General features: G+C 37.8%; 19 protein-coding genes. 4 read left to right on the top strand and 15 right to left on the bottom strand.

Translation table 11 applies throughout. The annotated features are described in order from the left end of the window. Window positions 1-11 precede the first annotated feature (11 nt). The 3 genes from chrS (at window position 12) to chrA (ending at window position 1,888) form a co-directional block, all read left to right on the top strand. Entirely contained in the window at window positions 12-488 is a 477-nt protein-coding gene (chrS, locus tag FDO66_RS02930) for a chromate efflux transcriptional regulator ChrS (RefSeq protein ID WP_141430905.1), read from the top strand. Between the two features lie 255 nt (window positions 489-743). Next, window positions 744-1,349, top strand: a complete 606-nt coding sequence (gene chrB / locus FDO66_RS02925; RefSeq protein WP_141431154.1) for a chromate efflux transporter ChrB — start codon at window positions 744-746, stop codon at window positions 1,347-1,349. Further along, a complete protein-coding gene (chrA, locus tag FDO66_RS02920; protein ID WP_141430904.1) occupies window positions 1,349-1,888 on the top strand; it encodes a chromate efflux transporter ChrA in 540 nt (179 codons plus the stop codon). The genes chrB and chrA overlap by 1 nt, the downstream gene beginning before the upstream one ends. A gap of 77 nt (window positions 1,889-1,965) precedes the next feature. Here chrA and FDO66_RS02915 read toward each other — a convergent pair whose 3' ends face one another. The 14 genes from FDO66_RS02915 to FDO66_RS02865 all read right to left on the bottom strand — a co-directional run bounded on the left by FDO66_RS02915 (window position 1,966) and on the right by FDO66_RS02865 (window position 14,096). Then, on the bottom strand, window positions 1,966-2,895 hold the full coding sequence (locus FDO66_RS02915) for a dipeptidase (protein WP_141430903.1): 930 nt from the start codon (window positions 2,893-2,895) through the stop codon (window positions 1,966-1,968). Between the two features lie 671 nt (window positions 2,896-3,566). Continuing rightward, a complete protein-coding gene (locus FDO66_RS21165; protein ID WP_258535549.1) occupies window positions 3,567-3,698 on the bottom strand; it encodes a hypothetical protein in 132 nt (43 codons plus the stop codon). Further along, entirely contained in the window at window positions 3,673-4,878 is a 1,206-nt protein-coding gene (locus tag FDO66_RS02910; protein ID WP_258535548.1) for an ABC transporter substrate-binding protein, read from the bottom strand. Before FDO66_RS02910 ends, FDO66_RS21165 begins: the two co-directional genes overlap by 26 nt. 32 nt (window positions 4,879-4,910) lie before the next feature. Continuing rightward, entirely contained in the window at window positions 4,911-6,326 is a 1,416-nt protein-coding gene (locus FDO66_RS20695) for a dipeptide ABC transporter ATP-binding protein (protein WP_258535547.1), read from the bottom strand. Between the two features lie 9 nt (window positions 6,327-6,335). Next, window positions 6,336-6,914 (bottom strand): ABC transporter ATP-binding protein, encoded by a 579-nt coding sequence (locus FDO66_RS20690; protein WP_181444424.1) that lies wholly within the window; start codon window positions 6,912-6,914, stop codon window positions 6,336-6,338. 14 nt (window positions 6,915-6,928) lie between these two features. Beyond that, on the bottom strand, window positions 6,929-7,774 hold the full coding sequence (locus FDO66_RS02900) for an ABC transporter permease (RefSeq protein ID WP_141431153.1): 846 nt from the start codon (window positions 7,772-7,774) through the stop codon (window positions 6,929-6,931). Between the two features lie 41 nt (window positions 7,775-7,815). Beyond that, entirely contained in the window at window positions 7,816-8,757 is a 942-nt protein-coding gene (locus FDO66_RS02895; RefSeq protein ID WP_141430902.1) for an ABC transporter permease, read from the bottom strand. After that, window positions 8,754-8,918 carry a hypothetical protein gene (locus FDO66_RS20685; protein WP_181444423.1) on the bottom strand — a complete coding sequence of 55 codons (165 nt, stop codon included), beginning with the start codon at window positions 8,916-8,918 and terminating at the stop codon, window positions 8,754-8,756. Before FDO66_RS20685 ends, FDO66_RS02895 begins: the two co-directional genes overlap by 4 nt. A 27-nt stretch (window positions 8,919-8,945) precedes the next feature. Continuing rightward, on the bottom strand, window positions 8,946-10,274 hold the full coding sequence (locus FDO66_RS02890; protein WP_141430901.1) for an LLM class flavin-dependent oxidoreductase: 1,329 nt from the start codon (window positions 10,272-10,274) through the stop codon (window positions 8,946-8,948). Window positions 10,275-10,363: 89 nt separating this feature from the next. After that, entirely contained in the window at window positions 10,364-10,618 is a 255-nt protein-coding gene (locus FDO66_RS02885) for a glutaredoxin family protein (protein WP_141430900.1), read from the bottom strand. Window positions 10,619-10,636: 18 nt separating this feature from the next. Then, window positions 10,637-11,656 (bottom strand): LLM class flavin-dependent oxidoreductase, encoded by a 1,020-nt coding sequence (locus tag FDO66_RS02880; RefSeq protein ID WP_141430899.1) that lies wholly within the window; start codon window positions 11,654-11,656, stop codon window positions 10,637-10,639. 83 nt (window positions 11,657-11,739) lie between these two features. Beyond that, window positions 11,740-12,282 carry an NADPH-dependent FMN reductase gene (gene ssuE / locus FDO66_RS02875; protein WP_141430898.1) on the bottom strand — a complete coding sequence of 181 codons (543 nt, stop codon included), beginning with the start codon at window positions 12,280-12,282 and terminating at the stop codon, window positions 11,740-11,742. 205 nt (window positions 12,283-12,487) lie between these two features. Further along, the gene (locus tag FDO66_RS02870; protein WP_141430897.1) at window positions 12,488-12,997 is read right to left on the bottom strand and encodes a GNAT family N-acetyltransferase; all 510 of its coding nucleotides are present in this window, start codon (window positions 12,995-12,997) and stop codon (window positions 12,488-12,490) included. Between the two features lie 31 nt (window positions 12,998-13,028). Further along, entirely contained in the window at window positions 13,029-14,096 is a 1,068-nt protein-coding gene (locus tag FDO66_RS02865; protein WP_141430896.1) for an LLM class flavin-dependent oxidoreductase, read from the bottom strand. A 238-nt stretch (window positions 14,097-14,334) separates the two neighbouring features. Between FDO66_RS02865 and FDO66_RS02860 the strand changes: the two genes are divergently transcribed. After that, window positions 14,335-15,228 carry a LysR family transcriptional regulator gene (locus FDO66_RS02860; protein WP_141431152.1) on the top strand — a complete coding sequence of 298 codons (894 nt, stop codon included), beginning with the start codon at window positions 14,335-14,337 and terminating at the stop codon, window positions 15,226-15,228. A 118-nt stretch (window positions 15,229-15,346) separates the two neighbouring features. On the opposite strand, the gene FDO66_RS02855 is transcribed toward FDO66_RS02860, so the two are convergent. Next, window positions 15,347-16,879: an MDR family MFS transporter gene (locus FDO66_RS02855; RefSeq protein ID WP_141430895.1), complete on the bottom strand. Its 1,533-nt coding sequence runs from the start codon at window positions 16,877-16,879 to the stop codon at window positions 15,347-15,349. Window positions 16,880-16,912: the final 33 nt, after the last annotated feature.

Here is a 16,912-nt window from a genome sequence, read left to right as displayed (position 1 = left end):
TTGAAGCTGATATGGCATCCAATTACAGTATTCCAGACTTATCAATTGATGAGATTGATAAAAAGATTCTTTCTATTCTTCATGAAAACAGCCGTATATCGTATACAGAAATCGGGAAGCAATTAGATTTGTCTCGTGTTGCTATCCAGATACGAATTAATAATCTAATTGAACAAGGTGTTATAGAAAAATTTACAACTGTCATTAATCCTACAAAAGTTGGCATCCATGTATCGGCCTTTTTCAACGTAGAGGTTGACCCTCAATATTTAGAACATGTAGCAGAGCAATTAGCAGGTGATCCAGCTGTTACGAGCCTTTACTTAATGACTGGCCCAAGCAAGCTTCACATGCATGGAATTTTTACAGACAACCAAGAAATGGAAAAGTTTTTAACAAAAAAGATCTACCCACTTCAAGGTGTTGTCAGTGTTGACTGTCAAATGTTAATCAAACGTTATAAGAGTCGAATGGGAATGAAATTGTAACAAGAAAAGCGCAAGCGACTTGATCATCGACGTACAAACTGGAGGGGCTTCGACTGAGATAAAGGAAACACGATGAGCGACAGCGAATCGATGTTGACTTATCGTAGGGAGAAGATCTGAAGTTTGATAGTCGATAGTCGCTGGAGCTAGACACCAGTCTACTTACAAAAAGTAGTACTTTCTTATTTTTTATAGAAAATTACAAGTTTCATAAATGATTAGTTTCGTAGAATTATTATGATTTTAACGGTAAAAATGTTAGGAGGAAAAAAGTTGAAAGCGACATATAAAGAATTAATTATCGCCATGGGTCGTACAGGGATCTTGGGTTTCGGAGGAGGTCCATCCGTTATTCCGTTAATCCGATATGAGGCTGTTACACGTTTCAAATGGATCAATGACGAAGAATTTGGAGAAATTTTAGCCATTGCCAATGCTTTACCAGGTCCAATTGCCACAAAAATGGCTGCATACTTAGGTTATCGAGATAAAGGGACCCTTGGAGCTATTGTTAGTGTTCTTGCACATATCTTGCCAAGCTGTATTGCTATGGTATTCCTGTTAACTCTTGTGAACGTACTTAGTTATTCTACAGTGGTAAAAGGAATGATTGAAGCTGTTATGCCGGTTATTGCTGTTATGCTTGGGTTAATGGCTTATGAATTTGCTGCAAAAGCAGTGAAAGGATTGGGCAAATGGCTAGGTTGCATCCTATTTGTTATTTGCTTTATCCTTCTGCAAACTATTTCAGTTCATCCTGCTATTGTCATTGTTTTATTCTTAGCATATGGAGCTTTCCACTTTAAGCTAAAGAACCGATTAAAGAGTAATTCAAACAAAGATAAAGGAGTGTCTGCATAATGGTTTCGGTTTATCTCTTTTTAGGCTTCTTTATTTCTAATCTTCTAGGTTATGGTGGAGGACCTGCCTCTATTCCATTAATGTACGAAGAAATTGTTACTCATTACCATTGGTTAACAAATTCAGATTTCTCAAAAATGCTTGCCTTAGGAAATGCACTTCCAGGTCCGATTGCAACAAAAATCGCTGCGTATGTTGGTTATGACATTTTAGGTTGGTGGGGATTTTTCATTGCCTTATTTGCGACAGTTTTCCCATCAGCAATCGCTCTTATCGTACTACTTAAAATCATCCAACGTCATCGCCAATCTTTAGTGGTAAAAGGAATGACTTTATTAGTTCAACCTGTTGTTGCTATTATGATGCTCCTTCTAACTTGGGGCTTAGTCAAGGATTCTTTCGGTTCACTTGGAATCATCCAATCCGTCGTGATCGGCTTGATTACACTCGTTGCACTAACAAAATTCAAACTTCATCCTGCTTTTATGATTGTAGCTGCGTTTATTTACGGAGGATTTATTATCCCTTATTTTAGCTAATAAATTGTTTTAGTGTAAAAACTATCATTTTAAAACCCACGGTGATAAAGAGATTTCACCGTGGGTTTTTATCTGTATTAGCCTTTAACAGGACGATGATTTAAAAAGTTTCGATACGCAAATCCTTTTACCTCTTCTTCTTTATAATGCTTTAAAAGTTCATTAATGAGACTTTGCGATTGAGAGGCGTCTGCTAAATCTTGAACAACAGAAGGGATTCCATCAAAATCCGAGCCTAAGCAAATGTGGTGAACGCCACCTAAGCTGCAAAAATGATCAATATGTTTCATTAAGTCGGATATCGTTGCTCCTCCATCATTTTTAATAAAATCGGGGCAATAGACAACACCAATGAATCCTTCTTTTTCGAATAAAGCTTGAGCTTGTTGATCCGTCAGATTTCTTCGGTGATTACAGATCGTCTTTGAATTAGAATGGCTCGCTATAGGGAAATCTGCCAATTCCATTACATCCCAAAACCCTTTTTCACTTAGGTGGGAAACATCTGTAAAGACAAGATGATCATTGTTTAATTGGACAACTTCCTTCCCTAACTCGGTCAGTCCAGCACCTCTTAGTTCACCTACCCCATCTGCACAAAGATTTGCCTGATTCCATGTAAGCCCCAGTGACTTTACACCTAATTGATATAGTGTCCTTAATTTGTTGATATCATTTCCGAAAACATCAGCTCCTTCTAATGTAAGAATAGCTCCGATTTCTCCTTTATTTAATTGATCAATCTCTTCCCAGAAACTAATCTTTTTCATAGCAGGATTTTTAGCGAGAACTTCTGTATGAAAAAGGCTGATCTGATCTAAAGCTACATTGAATTTCTCATCCGACTTGACCTCAGGATCCACAAAGACAGCAAATAGCTGTATATATACTTCCCCTGTTATTAGTTTCTTAAGATTTGTTTGCAGTTCTTCAGAATCAGCGAATCTTAGCTTTTGATTTTGATGCAAACGATATAAAGCATCACAATGCGCGTCTATAATTTTCATGAATCCACACTCCTTATGTAAGTTTATGTATTTTTCTCCCTGTATATAAGTTAACTGTAAAAGCTCAATTGGTGAAATAAGACTTTTCTTTGGACTTCAGCCCTTAGAAAAGTCAATCAGGCTCTACGTGACTAACAATCAGTTAGGGATGCTGTCATTTTAAACGATAAACGTTAGAAAAAAGGAGAATGATTTCATCTTTTTTTCTCTGCTTCTAAATGTACAAAATTCAAAACAAAAGAGCCAGAACTCAGCACATTCAGGCATAAGTGTTCTGGCTCCTTATTCATACCATTTTGAAAAATCTTTTTTAAGAACATAAATTTTCCATCTTATTTTTTTATATTAACATCATAAAATAGCGGATAACCTTGTGAATCGAATTTTAATCCTTGTACAGATTGCGTTGTCGCTACTATATTAGGATAAACATAGATTGGAATAATAGCTGCTTGATCTATTAATTTCTTCTGTATATTTTTATAAAGATTCTCGCGCTTTTGAGGATCACTTTCCTCATATGCTTGATCTATCCAGCTGTCAATTTCCTGATCGTTTAAACGACCAATATTTGATCCGCCTTTATCAGGCTCTTTACCAGAATGGAAAAATTTATTGATAACATCTGGATCACCAGAAACAATGCTATTCCCAAAGATGTTATAAGCGTTTTAATTTTTAGTTAATACAAAAGCTTCAGCGGATGTTTTTATCTCAACATTTACACCGATTTTTTTTAGCTGCTGCTTTACCATCAAGTCAATATCATGTCTTTTTTCACGGTTTACAGCATGATCTAACAAATTGGAATGTAAGCTCTTGTCCATCTTTTTGCCGGTAGCCGTTATTTCCTATTTTCCAACCGAGTTCATCTAATAGTTGATTTGCCTTTTTAGGATTATAGAAGTCTTTGTTTTCTAAACTCTTATCATATCCGAGAATTCCTGGTGTGACAGCAGACCAAGCTCTTTCGTATACACCAAGATATAATGTTTTAACAATATTATTCACATCAATCCCTGCTTGTAAAGCTTGTCTTGCTTTCAACTGATCCCAAGGAGCTTGTGTTTGATTAATAAAGAATACAAATGGCATGCCTGTTGTTTTATGCTCAATTAATTTTAAGTTATTGCTATTTTTGATCGAAATAACATTTTGAGAAGGAACGGTTTCAGCTGCATCAACCTGCCCACTTTCAACGCTGCCAATCCGGGTAGCTTCCTCGGGTGTAATCTTAAATACTAGTTTATCAACATAGCCTGGACCTTTATTATCAGCAATAGGCGGTCCCCATTTATAGTCCTCGTTTCGCTCTAAAACAATTTGATCATTTTCAGCCCATTCGACAAATTTGTATGGGCCTGATCCTACTGGATTTGTTGAAAATTGATCCCCTAATTTTTTCGCCGATGTTGGTGATACAATCGCTAAGTTACTTTGACTTACATTATTTAAAAATGGAGCTGACGGTTTTGACAAATTAATTTTAACTGTGTACTCATCAAGTACTTCTGCGGATACATAGTTTAATATCGCAGCATGCGAATTTGCCCCAGCTTTTGTTTTAGGATCAAGGATACGATCAAAAGTAAATTTTACAGCTTCTGCATTAAATTTTGTTCCATCCTGAAATGTAACATCCTTTCTTAGCGTAAAAGTATAGGATTTCCTATCATCTGAAACCTCCCACTTTGTTGCTAACCAGGGCTTAAATTGACCTGATTCCGTTTTATAAATTAGATTATCATAAATATTGCGATTAACACGGGTAGAAACAGCCAGCCCACTTACCTGTGGATCTAATGCATCAGGGTTTGTTGCAAGGGCAAACGTAAAGGTTCCCCCGCGAACGGGTTTGGATTCTGATGGTTTTGCTTGTGAAGACGCACTGCTTTTCTCATTCGAACTCGAGCATGCAGATAATATAAATAGAAGACCCACTAACAAAGCTAGTACGACTTGAATTAGTGTTCGTTTTTTCATTTTCATCATCCCTTCAATTGCTACATAATCATTTAAAGATAATGACAAGCTGCGTAATGACCAGGTGCGATTTGATTTAATTCAGGTTCCTCTTGAGCACAACGCTCAGTAGCCAGTGGACACCTCGTACGAAATCTGCATCCCGTTGGTGGATTTGCCGGTGAGGGAATTTCCCCATTTATCGTTGTTTTCATTCTGTTTTTTAGTGGATCTGGTTCTAAATTAGATTCAATAAGTGCTTGAGTATAAGGATGTGCTGGATAAGAAAATAGTTCATTCGCTGGTGCAATTTCCATCAGCTTGCCTAAATACATGACACCGACTCGATCTGATATGTATCGAACCGTACTAAGACCATGTCCAATAAACAAAAAGGTTAAATTCATTGATTGTTGAAGGTCTTTTATTAAATTAATGATCTGAGCTTGGATGGAAACATCTAGTGCTGACACAGGTTCATCTGCTACGATAAATGACGGATGAAGAGCAATAGCTCTGGCAATGCCAATGCGCTGTCTTTGACCACCAGAAAATTCATGGGGATAACGATTCATCCATTCTTTTTTCAATCCCACTTTAATCATGAGTTCCTGAACATGTTCATAAACCAGCTTCTTCTCTATTTTGCGGTGTGCAATGAGTGGCTCTGCAATAATATCCTTGATTTTCCAACGCGGGTTAATAGACCCGTGTGGATCTTGAAATATCATCTGCATCTCCTGTCTTGTCTTCCGTAAACCCGCTCTATTCATATTGTGCAACTCTTCTTTTTGAAGCTTAACTGTTCCAGATGTAGCTTTTTCTAGTTGAAGCAGCACTCTCCCTAGAGTTGATTTGCCACTTCCAGATTCTCCAATAAGTCCAAAAACTTCCCCTTTATTGATTGAAAATGTAACGTCATCAACAGCCTTTATTGAGTGATTTCCAAACCCTCTCGTCAAAGGATAATATTTTTTTAAATGTTTAACTTCCATGAGAACTTCTTCTTTTGGTGCTGTAACGGGCAAATTTTCAGCTTCATTTACAATCAGATTGTCATCTGGTTTAAGCCAATCGGAGCGTTTTACTAATTCCTCTGCAAATATACATGCCGTTAAACGACCATTCACTTTTTGCAGGGATGGATTCTTCTTTTTACACTCATCTGTTGCAAAAGGACATCGCGGATGAAAAGAACAGCCTCCAGGCAAATCGGACAAATTGGGAATTGAGCCTGAAATGGAGTACAAATTTTTCTCTTTCGGGCTGTCTAGTTTTGTAACAGAATGCAGCAGCCCTCGTGTATAAGGATGATGCGGTTTTGTAAATATTTCATGAACCGCTGCTTCCTCAACGATATCCCCTGCATACATCACAATGATCCGATCCGCAATATTTGCTGCAACACCCATATCATGAGTCACAAGCAGGAGCGACATATTAAACTCTTCTTTTATTTCATTTAACAATTCAATGATTTATGACTGAATGGTCACATCTAGCGCTGTTGTCGGTTCATCGGCAATTAATAGTTTAGGTTCACACGCAAGAGCCATCGCAATCATTGCCCGTTGCAGCATTCCTCCAGATAATTCATTCGGGTATTGATTCATTCGAAATTCAGGATCCGAAATACCTACTCTTTTTAATAAATATATCGCTTTCTGTTTGGCTTCTTTTTTGGATATATGTTGGTGTTGCCTTATGAATTCAATGATTTGCGATCCAATTGTAAATAATGGGTCAAAAGCTGCCATTGGCTCTTGAAAAACCATTGCTATCTCTTTTCCTCTAATCGTTTGCATCTTTTTTTGCGGCAATTGCACTAAATCTTCTCCGTGGAAATGAATCTTACCGTTTGTAATGAATCCATTTTCATAATCCATTAACCGCATGATCGTTTTTGCTGTAACCGTTTTTCCACTACCGGATTCTCCCACCAAACAGACTGTTTCCTTTGGATGGATATGAAAAGAGAGATTAGATATAGCAGTAAGCATTGTTTTTTTAGTTTTTATATTTACCGTTAAATCGGTTACCTCTAATAATGTGTTCAATGTCCCCCCTCCTTTTATTTACTTTTCTTTGGATCAAAGTAGTCTCGCAATCGGTCACCTAACACATTGATTGACAAGACGAATAGCGTGATCGCAAGACCAGGGAATGTTGCAATCCACCAAGCAACTGTTAAATAGCCTCTTCCTTGTGATAAAAACGTGCCCCAATCGGGATTTTCCTTTAAAGCACTCAAGCCTAAAAAACTAAGACCTGCTCCTGTTAATATTGAAGTTCCTAAACCGACCGTTGCCATTACTAATATAGGCGACCAAGCATTCGGCAAAATATGCTTAAAAAAAATGAAAAAATGAGATGACCCGATGGATCGTGAAGCGGTCACAAACCCTCGATTCTTAAGAGAAACCATCTGCCCTCTCATCACCCTTGCATACCCGGGCAATGCAGCGATAGACACCGCAATAATGGTATTCACTAAATTCGGACCTAAAGCGGCTACCAGCGCTAAAGCAAGTAAAATACTTGGAATCGTCATTAAAATTTCAATGATTCTCATAACAATAGAGTCTACGATTCCACCCACATAACCTGCGATCCCTCCAATTAAACAACCAACAATCCCTGCTAACAAAACAGAAGCATAGCCAATAAGCAGTGAGTAACGAGTACCATGTACGACGACACTAAATACATCACGGCCAAAATAATCTGAACCAAACCAATGACGGCCACTCGGAGGCTGCAGCACTTGATTGCTTAACATTTGTGTTGGCGAATAAGGTGCGATCCACTGTGGAAACAAGGCACAAATGTTAAGGAACATAATGACCAAAGCCGAAATAGTAATAAAAAAAAAGCCTAAATTAAATCTTTTAAACTTTATACTTCGAAAAAAGGGCATTCTTTTTATGTGAGTTTGACGTTTAAAAATAACCTCATTTCTCAAATTTTCGCCCCTCCTTGTTGAACTCGTCTAATTCGGGGATCAATAAACGTATAAGAAATATCAATCATAAGATTCATCAATACATAGATAAGAGCTGTAAAAAAAACAACACCTTGAATAACGGGTAAATCTTTTGCTACAATAGCATCCGCTACGAGTCTTCCAATGCCTTGCCTTGAAAATACCGATTCTGTTATAACAGCACCTCCCAATAGTTCGCCAATAATGACACCGATCATCGTAATCGCTGGTATAAGTGCATTTCGTAATGCATGACGATACATGACGAACCGCTCTGGCAATCCTTTGGAACGTAAAGTCAAAATAAACGGTTCGTTTATAACCTCTAGCGTACTATTGCGAACCATTCTGATGATGTATCCAGCACCATATAAGCCTAACGTAATAGCAGGCAAAACGAGCGTTTTCCATCCATTAGAGCCCATGGATGGAAACCATTTTAAATGTACAGAAAAAATCAGAATCAATAAGATTCCTGACCAAAATGTCGGCATTGATGTACCAATCAAACTAAGTATTCTAGCCAAATGATCAAAAAGGGTATTATGGTGAATAGCTGACAATACACCTATGAAAATACCGATTAACAAAGCAATCCCCGCACTCGATAAGGTTAATTGGATCGTAGCCGGCAACTGAGTTAAAATTTTATCGATGACAGGTTCATGAGAAATAATGGATTGGCCAAAATCTCCATGAATTAAATTCGTTAGATAGTTCATAAATTGAGTATGAAAAGGCAAATCTAACCCCAACTCTTGCCTTAGCATTTTAGCAGCTTCAGGCGAAGCATCATTGCCTGCCATCATTTGATCCACTGCATCTCCCGGCAAAAAATAATTCATAGAAAAGACAATAAATAAAGAGCCGAAAATGACAATAAACGTTGAAGCCACACGTTGACTGATTTGTTTCATTTCAAACTTTGCCCTTCAGTCATGCGTGGTGGCAAAGCAGGGTCATGATCCATTAGTTGGTCCACAACATCACCTGGTAATTCATAATGTAGAGAAACTGAACCAAAATAAGCGCTATTCGATCCTATATAAGAAAAGATACGAAAAAGAATTCTCTTCATACCCATCCACCGCCTTATCATTCATATTTACTTTCTTTCTGGTATTTTACTGTACCGATTAATCGGAACCGGTAAACCTAAGTTACCTCTTAATGTGTCATGATCATAGGCTTCTGGATAAATCCCGCGCTCTTGTAAAATAGGAACTACTTGTTCAACAAAATCGGTTAAATCATTAGGAAGAAGAGTGTGAATGATAAAGCCATCTGCAGCTTCTTCCTCCAGCCATTCTTGAATCAGGTTTGCAATATGTTCAGGTGTACCTAAAAAATTACTTCTTGGAACTGCTACCTGATGTGCTACTTCTCTTAACGTCAAATTGTTTTCTTTTGCTAGTCTCTTAATTTCATCTGTTGTGCTTTGGAATGCTTCTTTTCCAACATCACCGATATCAGGAAACGGTTCATCAAGCGGAAATTTGCTGAAATCAAAGTGATCAAAGAATCTTCCTAAATATTTAAGTGCATGTTCAATCGGTACGAGACTGGTAAAATCGTGATATTTACGCTCTGCTTCTTCAATCGTACGTCCAATAATTGGAGTAATCCCTGGAAAAATCTTCACACTTTCAGCTGATCTTCTCTTTTGAATCGCCTGTTGCTTAATGTCTTTGTAGAACTCCTTGGCTTTCGTAATATCGCTTTGATTCGTAAAGACCGCATCCGCTGAATCTGCCGCAAATGCCCTGCCCCTTTCAGAAGAACCTGCTTGGAAAACCACAGGATGTCCTTGTTTTGAGCGGGCAATATTTAATGGTCCTTTTACTGAAAAATGCTTTCCAGAATAATTCAATTCATGCAGTTTATCGGGATCAAAAAATACACCTGTTTGCTCATCTCGGATGAAGGCATCATCTTCCCAAGAATCCCATAGTCCTCGAACAATGTCTAAATGCTCCTCTGCAATTTCATAGCGGAGTGAATGAGATGGAAGACCACTTTTACTGAAATTTGCAGCGGCTCCACCAAGTGGTGTCGTAACCACATTCCAGCCTGCTCTTCCGCCGCTAATATGATCAAGGGAGAGAAATTGCCTTGCTACAGTGAATGGTTCACTGTACGTTGAAGAAACAGTTCCGACTAAACCAATATTTTTTGTCGCTGCACCTAAAGCCGATAATATGGTAATCGGTTCAAATCGGTTAAGAAAATGCGGCAGCGATTCTTTATTAATGTGAACACCATCTGCAATAAAAACAAAGCTAAATAATCCTTTTTCCGCTGTCTTTGCTTGATTGATATAAAAATCCAAATTAACACTAGCATCGGAAGGGATATCCGGATGTCTCCAACCGTCTGTCGACCCACCAACACCATGAATAATCAACCCAAATTTTACATGTTTCTTTTGAACCATCGAAATCCCCTCCGTAAAGTATTCTTATAAGTTTAGTCGGTTTTTGCTTAAAAGCAATCCTTTTTTTAGATTCATAGCATGATCTGAACTTACACGAGAGCCTTCTTCAAAAAATCAATTCCAACTTGTACGACTGCTTCATATTGATTGTCTTGTCTTTCTATTTCAACCACCGGAACATAACGGACGCCATATTTTGCCTCCAGCACATCTCTTAATCCATCATTTTCAGTTACATCAATGGTTTTAAAAGGTATATGCCGCTCATTTAAATATGATTTTACTTCATTGCAGTAATGGCATCCTTGTTTACTCCACACAACCACGTTTTTATTAAATCCCATTTTAATCACTCCATTTTATTATTGATTTTGTATTGTTGTATGCTCTGAAACCGCTTCTTTTAATAAGAAGTAAGATTTTAATTTTTTATGAAAATCTTCGATTGGTGTTAACGCAATCACTTCAGAAATATCATAGACATTAACTAGTCTTTCTAAGTTCTCTCGAACAGTTTCTTTCGTGCCAGCAATGATCCCTGCCTTTTGAACTTTAATTTCGTAGGGTTCGTTAATCTTTTTAATAAATTCGTTTACTTGTTCAAGAGTTCCTACATTAACTGATTTCCCACTAGCCAGTAATATTTTAAAGACTTCTCTTGATTTAATATTCTCTTCCGCTTCTTCCGTACTGTCAGCAACTACGATAACAGCAGCAAGTATGAACGTAGCGCTCGAACCTTCTGGAAGGTTCTTACGAAATGCCTCTCTTGCAGCATTCAAAGCATCCTCTTCTCCGTTAATGAAATAGGCAAACACGAAAGAAATACCTAGCTTAGCAGCTTTGATCGCACTTTCTACACTGCCGCCAAGAAGAAACACATCAGGCGCTATTGATGGAACTGGAAAAGCTTTCAGTTCAGCGTAAGGTTCATCCTCCTGAAAGTGATTATGTAGAAAACGAGTTAATACTTCCAGTTTTTCATAAAAGGGCTGCTGATTTTCAACCTTATCCTGCTGGAGAGCACTGGTGGACAATTGAAAACCACCAGGCGCTTTTCCAACGCCGAGGTTCACTCTGCCTGGTTCTAGAGAAGACAAAACATGAAAAACTTCTGCCACTTTATACGGGCTATAATGCTGGAGCATAACCCCTCCGGAACCAATTTTAATCGTTGATGTTTTCGCTAACAAATATCCAATCAATGCTTCTGGAGCAGATCCTGCCAGTGTCCCTGTATTGTGATGCTCAGCCACCCAAAAACGATGATACCCCAGTTTCTCTACTTCTTGAGCCAATTTTACTGTTTTTGCTAATGCTTGCTCGCCTGATTCATTTTCAGCGACTGGACTTTGATCAAGAACACTAATAGACACAACCAATTTGCTTCAACTCCTTTCTATTTTGTACTTTGCATTTTTTATCTAATTTTCGGAAATTGATTTTCTACGAATCTCCTGATCAATTATTCTTTCACAGGTTGCTGAATCTGACTTAATACTTCGTCAAAAGTGTTTATTAATCTCTCCTTTACCGCTTCTTCTAGTTCAAAACGATTCCCTTCTAGCTTCGTAATTTGTGTATCAACTGTATACACGCCTTTTAAAGTATTTGTTGCACCTAATGCGGATAGAACAGGCTTTAGGGCGTAATCAATCACCAATAAGTGACCAAAAGACCCACCAAGAACTAATGGGACAATGATTTTATTGCTTAGACCATTTTGAGGAAGCAAATCAAGATATGTTTTTAAAATCCCTGTAATAGAGGCTTTATAAACCGGTGTTGCAATTACAATAACTTCACTTTCTTCTACGATTTGATTAATTTCCTTAATCTTATCGTTGTTGTAGTCAGCAGTTATTAACGCTTCGCTTGGTAATTGATGAATTTGAATCACCTCTGAATCAATTCCATGTTCTCCTAAATAATTTGTGCTAAAATCGATCAAACCTGTTAGCCGGGAATAAACGGAATTACCCCCCGCTAAAAATGCCACTTTTGTCATTAGCAAACCTCTCCTTATTTTTCTTTTTATTCCGATAGGATTAATAAAGTATGTTTAGTATAAGGGATTACGACTATAATGTATATTTTGTATTTATGAAGTGATACTTTAATAATCCTGAATGTACTAAATATATCTGTATCGTATTCAGCTGTAGTACACTTACCACTTCAAATCTCATAAAGATCGTTTGAAGAGTTCTAATTTATAAATCAAGCCGAAAGCATTTTACTAAAATATCATGATTTTGAAACTCTTTCGTCTTCTCTCGTTTGAAACCTAACCATTCATATAGTTGTATAGCCTTATACATCTTATCACTCGAATGCAAATACAAATTGACAGCTCCTTGAGCTTTTGCATAGCCTATGCCAGCCTTTATTAATTCTTGCGCTACTCCGCGCCCTCTTGCTTGAGGCAGTACAGCAAGCAAACGAATGATAGGTGAAAAGATTTGCAGTTCTGGACGCCCATATGCATTTTCAGATGATTGAAAAAGCTGCAATGTACCAAGGATATCCTCTCCGTTTTTTGCAACTAAAATCTTATCTACAAGTGGATTATCTACAGAATGATAAATATTTTTCAAATACTCTTTCCATACCAAAGGATTTGTATATTCATGCTCATATTGTTTATAGCTCTCAATTAAAACACTTCGAACCGTTTCTTTTTCATCTTCTTTCATTTCATCAACAAATATACTTTGAAACATGATCTACAATCCCTCCTTGTGGTTTTGACAATTACTGAATGTTATTTATGATGGCTCGAGGTTTTTTATTCCATATTGAACTTGGGATCTCTCGTCTTAGTATTGGGGCAACCTCAGTGGCGAATCGCTCGATTTGCTCTAGCTGCTCTGCTTCAGTTAATCCATCTACACTAATGCTTAATACTTGATTTCCAAAGGCAGCATGATAGTTTAGTATCTTCTCAATTACCCGTTCTGCACTGCCAACTAAAACAGGGCCATTCTCGATGTTGTCTTCAAGACTCTTAAAAGGCGATTGATTATGCTTCGCAGCATCCGTACTATGAAATGCATCATAATATGGGCGAAAACGCTTGATCGCCTCCTCCGTTGTATCCGCCAAATACAAGCCGCCCGCACCAGAACCGACGACTGCGTCCTTTGGATCATGACCATAATAGACCCACCGTTCGCGGTAGTGATCAATCAAGGCTTTGTACTTAGCCTGAGGATGAAAGGTATTGGATGAGAATATTGGGTCTCCGTATTTTGCAGCAAGCTCAACAGAGAGCACGCTTGATGCACTTCCATGCCATACTGGAATAGACTGCTGAAAGGGTCTGGGCTGAGTCGTTATATTATTCAGTGCAGGACGATAACGCCCCTGCCAGGTGACATTTTCCTCTGTCCACAATCGCTTTAGAAGGTCATATCTCTCCGCAAGGGATTCCCATTGCTCCTCTTCAGTAATACCAAAAAGAGGATAGTGGCGCGGATCGTTGCCTTTACCGATGATTAATTCTAGCCGCCCGCCTGAAAGATGATCTAGGGTGGCATAATCCTCAGCCACACGCACTGGATCTAATACGCTAAGAACAGTAACGGTGGTTAACAGACGTATTTTCGAAGTTCTAGCAGCAATGGCGGTGAGGATGACATGCGGGGAGGAAGATAAGAATGGTTCACCATGTCTCTCTCCAACTCCGAATGCATCAAAGCCATGTATTTCAGCTAGCACTGCCTGTTTTAATATATTTTGAAATTTTTGCTGTGTCGTCAGCTTTTCCCCAGTTACAGCATTTGGGAGATTCTGCATTAGGCTAAATAAAGCAAATTTCATCTGACGTAAACCCCCGATTCCCTTTTATGTGAAAAAGATGAGATTTTCACCTAAATACACATATATTTTTTTTATTGCAAAAATGCCTCAACCGAATTAAACTATTAAATATTCCTTGTAAACAGGTATGTTTAATCAGTTATAGTCATTATAATTTATGGAAACGCTTCTGTATAATTAAAAAATATAAACTGACAGATTAATATTTTTGAATTCGAATTGGGAGGAGAGAAGAATGTTGGAGTTAAGAACAATCAAAACATTTCATACGATTATCAAATTCGGAAGCTTTCAAAAAGCAGCTGAAGAGCTTAGTTACTCACAGCCTACTGTAACCATGCATATTAAGCAGTTAGAATCTGATCTCGGCATCAAATTACTTGAAAGAGGAAAAACATTAAAAATGACGGAAGCTGGAAGAGTTTTTTATGAGCGGGCCAATACACTTCTAGCCGAGTATTCTTTCTTAGACCATACAATCTTAGATTTAAAAAAGGGAGAAGCAGGATTAATACGTGTTGGTGTATCCGAACCAACAGCTAGCTTAGTTTTCCCAACGATTTTATCTGACTTTTTAGCGTTATACCCAAAAGTTACAACCGATGTAATCGTAGCTGATGCCAACACATTAAATACAAAACTCCTGCACGATCAGATCGATTTTGCAGTATGTGGTGCCCCAGAAGTTACACTAGAGACATATTTCCAACCTCTGTTTATGGATAAATTCTATTTGTTAGTCCCTGACAACCACCCTTTAGCAGATCGAAATCAAGTTGAACTATCAGAGTTAAAAAATGAACGCTTTATCTTCACTCCTGAAAATTGCCCGATTCGTATAAAAATTGAGCAAGCACTATTAAAGGAAATAGGCAGCAACTATAGACGAATGGAAGTCTCTAGCAGCATGTCACATAAATATTATGTTAAATCGGGTATCGGAGTATCTATTTTCACAAAGACTGCCCATTCAGTACCATTTAGCGGAACAAAAGCAATTCCAATTTCAAACTTGGAGATTTCTCCTCCTATTGGCTTATTAACAAAAGAACGAAGTGCACCGTTAAGTATGGCTGCTGAACGTCTAATCTTAAATACTGTCCAGAGGTTAAAAGAGATGGAGCATAGTTAATAAAAAAGGAAAACACCGCTCTTATTTGAACGATGTTTTCCTTTTATAATGGTTCTGGAATGAATTAAATTGATGTTACTTTTCTTCAAAAAGTTCGAGCAAAGCTCTCACTATTTATTTAAACTAATTTCTCTTCAACTTTCTCTTTTTTTCTAGAATGTATTCTCAACTGCTCTCTTCCCATTAAAAAGATAAATAGAAACGCAAGCCCTGCGGGTACAAGCCCCCACATAAACGTCTGAACGATCGATTCTGATAATGCCGTTGTAATTTTATTTAATATATTAGGCGGGATTAACGCACGAGCTGATTCAGATAGAATAGCATTTGAATCTCCCATAGCTCCATTTTTCGGCATTTGTTCTGTTCCAGCAAATACCTCCTCTAGCTGATTGGCTAATCCGTTCTTTTGAATCATTCCAAAAACCGTAATACCAATTGTCATCCCTAATGAACGAACAAAATTGTTTGTTGATGTAGCCGAGCCTCTTTGCGTAAAATCATAGTGATGAATCGCTGCCATGTTTAAGACAGAAAAGGAAAACCCAACTCCAAGCCCAACAATAATCATATAAAGTGTAAGCAAACCTCTAGCTGTATCTTGCGTAATTGTACTTAACAACAAAAAGCCTGTAATAAAGATTATTCCTGATAAAATCATGACATTTCGATAGCTCATTTTTGTCGATAAAAAACCACCCATTTGAGCAGATACAACAGATCCGAGCATCATCGGAAGAAGGATTAAACCTGAATTTGTTGCCGTCCCTCCATATACACCTTGAACAAAGATAGGAATATAGACCGTTGTTGACATAAAAGCTGCTCCGTAGAAAAAAGCAACAATAGTACTCCCTGCAAATAAGCGGTTTTTAAACATTTGAAATGAAATAATTGGATCCTTTGCCTTAGTTTCAGCAAAAAGAAAAAGCAGAAACAACAGAGTAAATCCTGTAAATAAACCGATGATTACTGATGAATTCCAAGCATACTTTTGGCCGCCAAGCTCAAGGGCAAACATCAAGCAAACAACCGCTCCAACAAGCAAGGATGCTCCAAGCCAATCGATTTTTTGCTCTTTATGAACTCTAGATTCCTTATAAAACATAACGATAAAAATAAAAGCCAAAATGCCTAAAGGGAGATTAATATAAAACACCCATTCCCAGCTAATATAGTCTGTTATATACGCTCCTAATAATGGTCCAAAAATGCTTGATAAACCAAAAACAGCACCAAACAGCCCTCCAACTTTCCCTCTTTTTTCCGGTGGAAAAATATCAAACACAATCGTAAAGGCGATCGGGACAAGTGCTCCTCCTCCAATCCCTTGAATCGCACGATAAATGCTTAGCTGTATAATGCTATCTGCTGTCCCACACAAAATAGACCCGATCATAAATACAATGATTCCGAAAATAAAAAAGCGTTTTCTTCCATACATGTCGGATAGCTTGCCGAAGATAGGCATACCTGCCATTTCTGCTACCATATAGGCTGAAACCACCCAAACAAAGTTTTCGAGTCCTTCTAATTCCCCAATAATGGTTCCCATTGCGGTCACGACAATCGTATTATCCATTGAAGCCATTAAGATCCCAAGCATTAATCCAGCAACAACAAAGCCCAGATTTTTTTGATTCGCTTCCATTTTTATACTCCTTTTGGGTGATATTTATTAATG

The sequence above is a fragment of the Bacillus sp. 03113 genome, from assembly GCF_006546985.1.
In the GTDB taxonomy this organism is placed as follows: Bacteria; Bacillota; Bacilli; order Bacillales; family Cytobacillaceae; genus VATK01.
The sequence above is the reverse complement of the archived record's forward strand: the minus strand, read 5'-3'. Positions and strand labels throughout refer to the sequence as shown.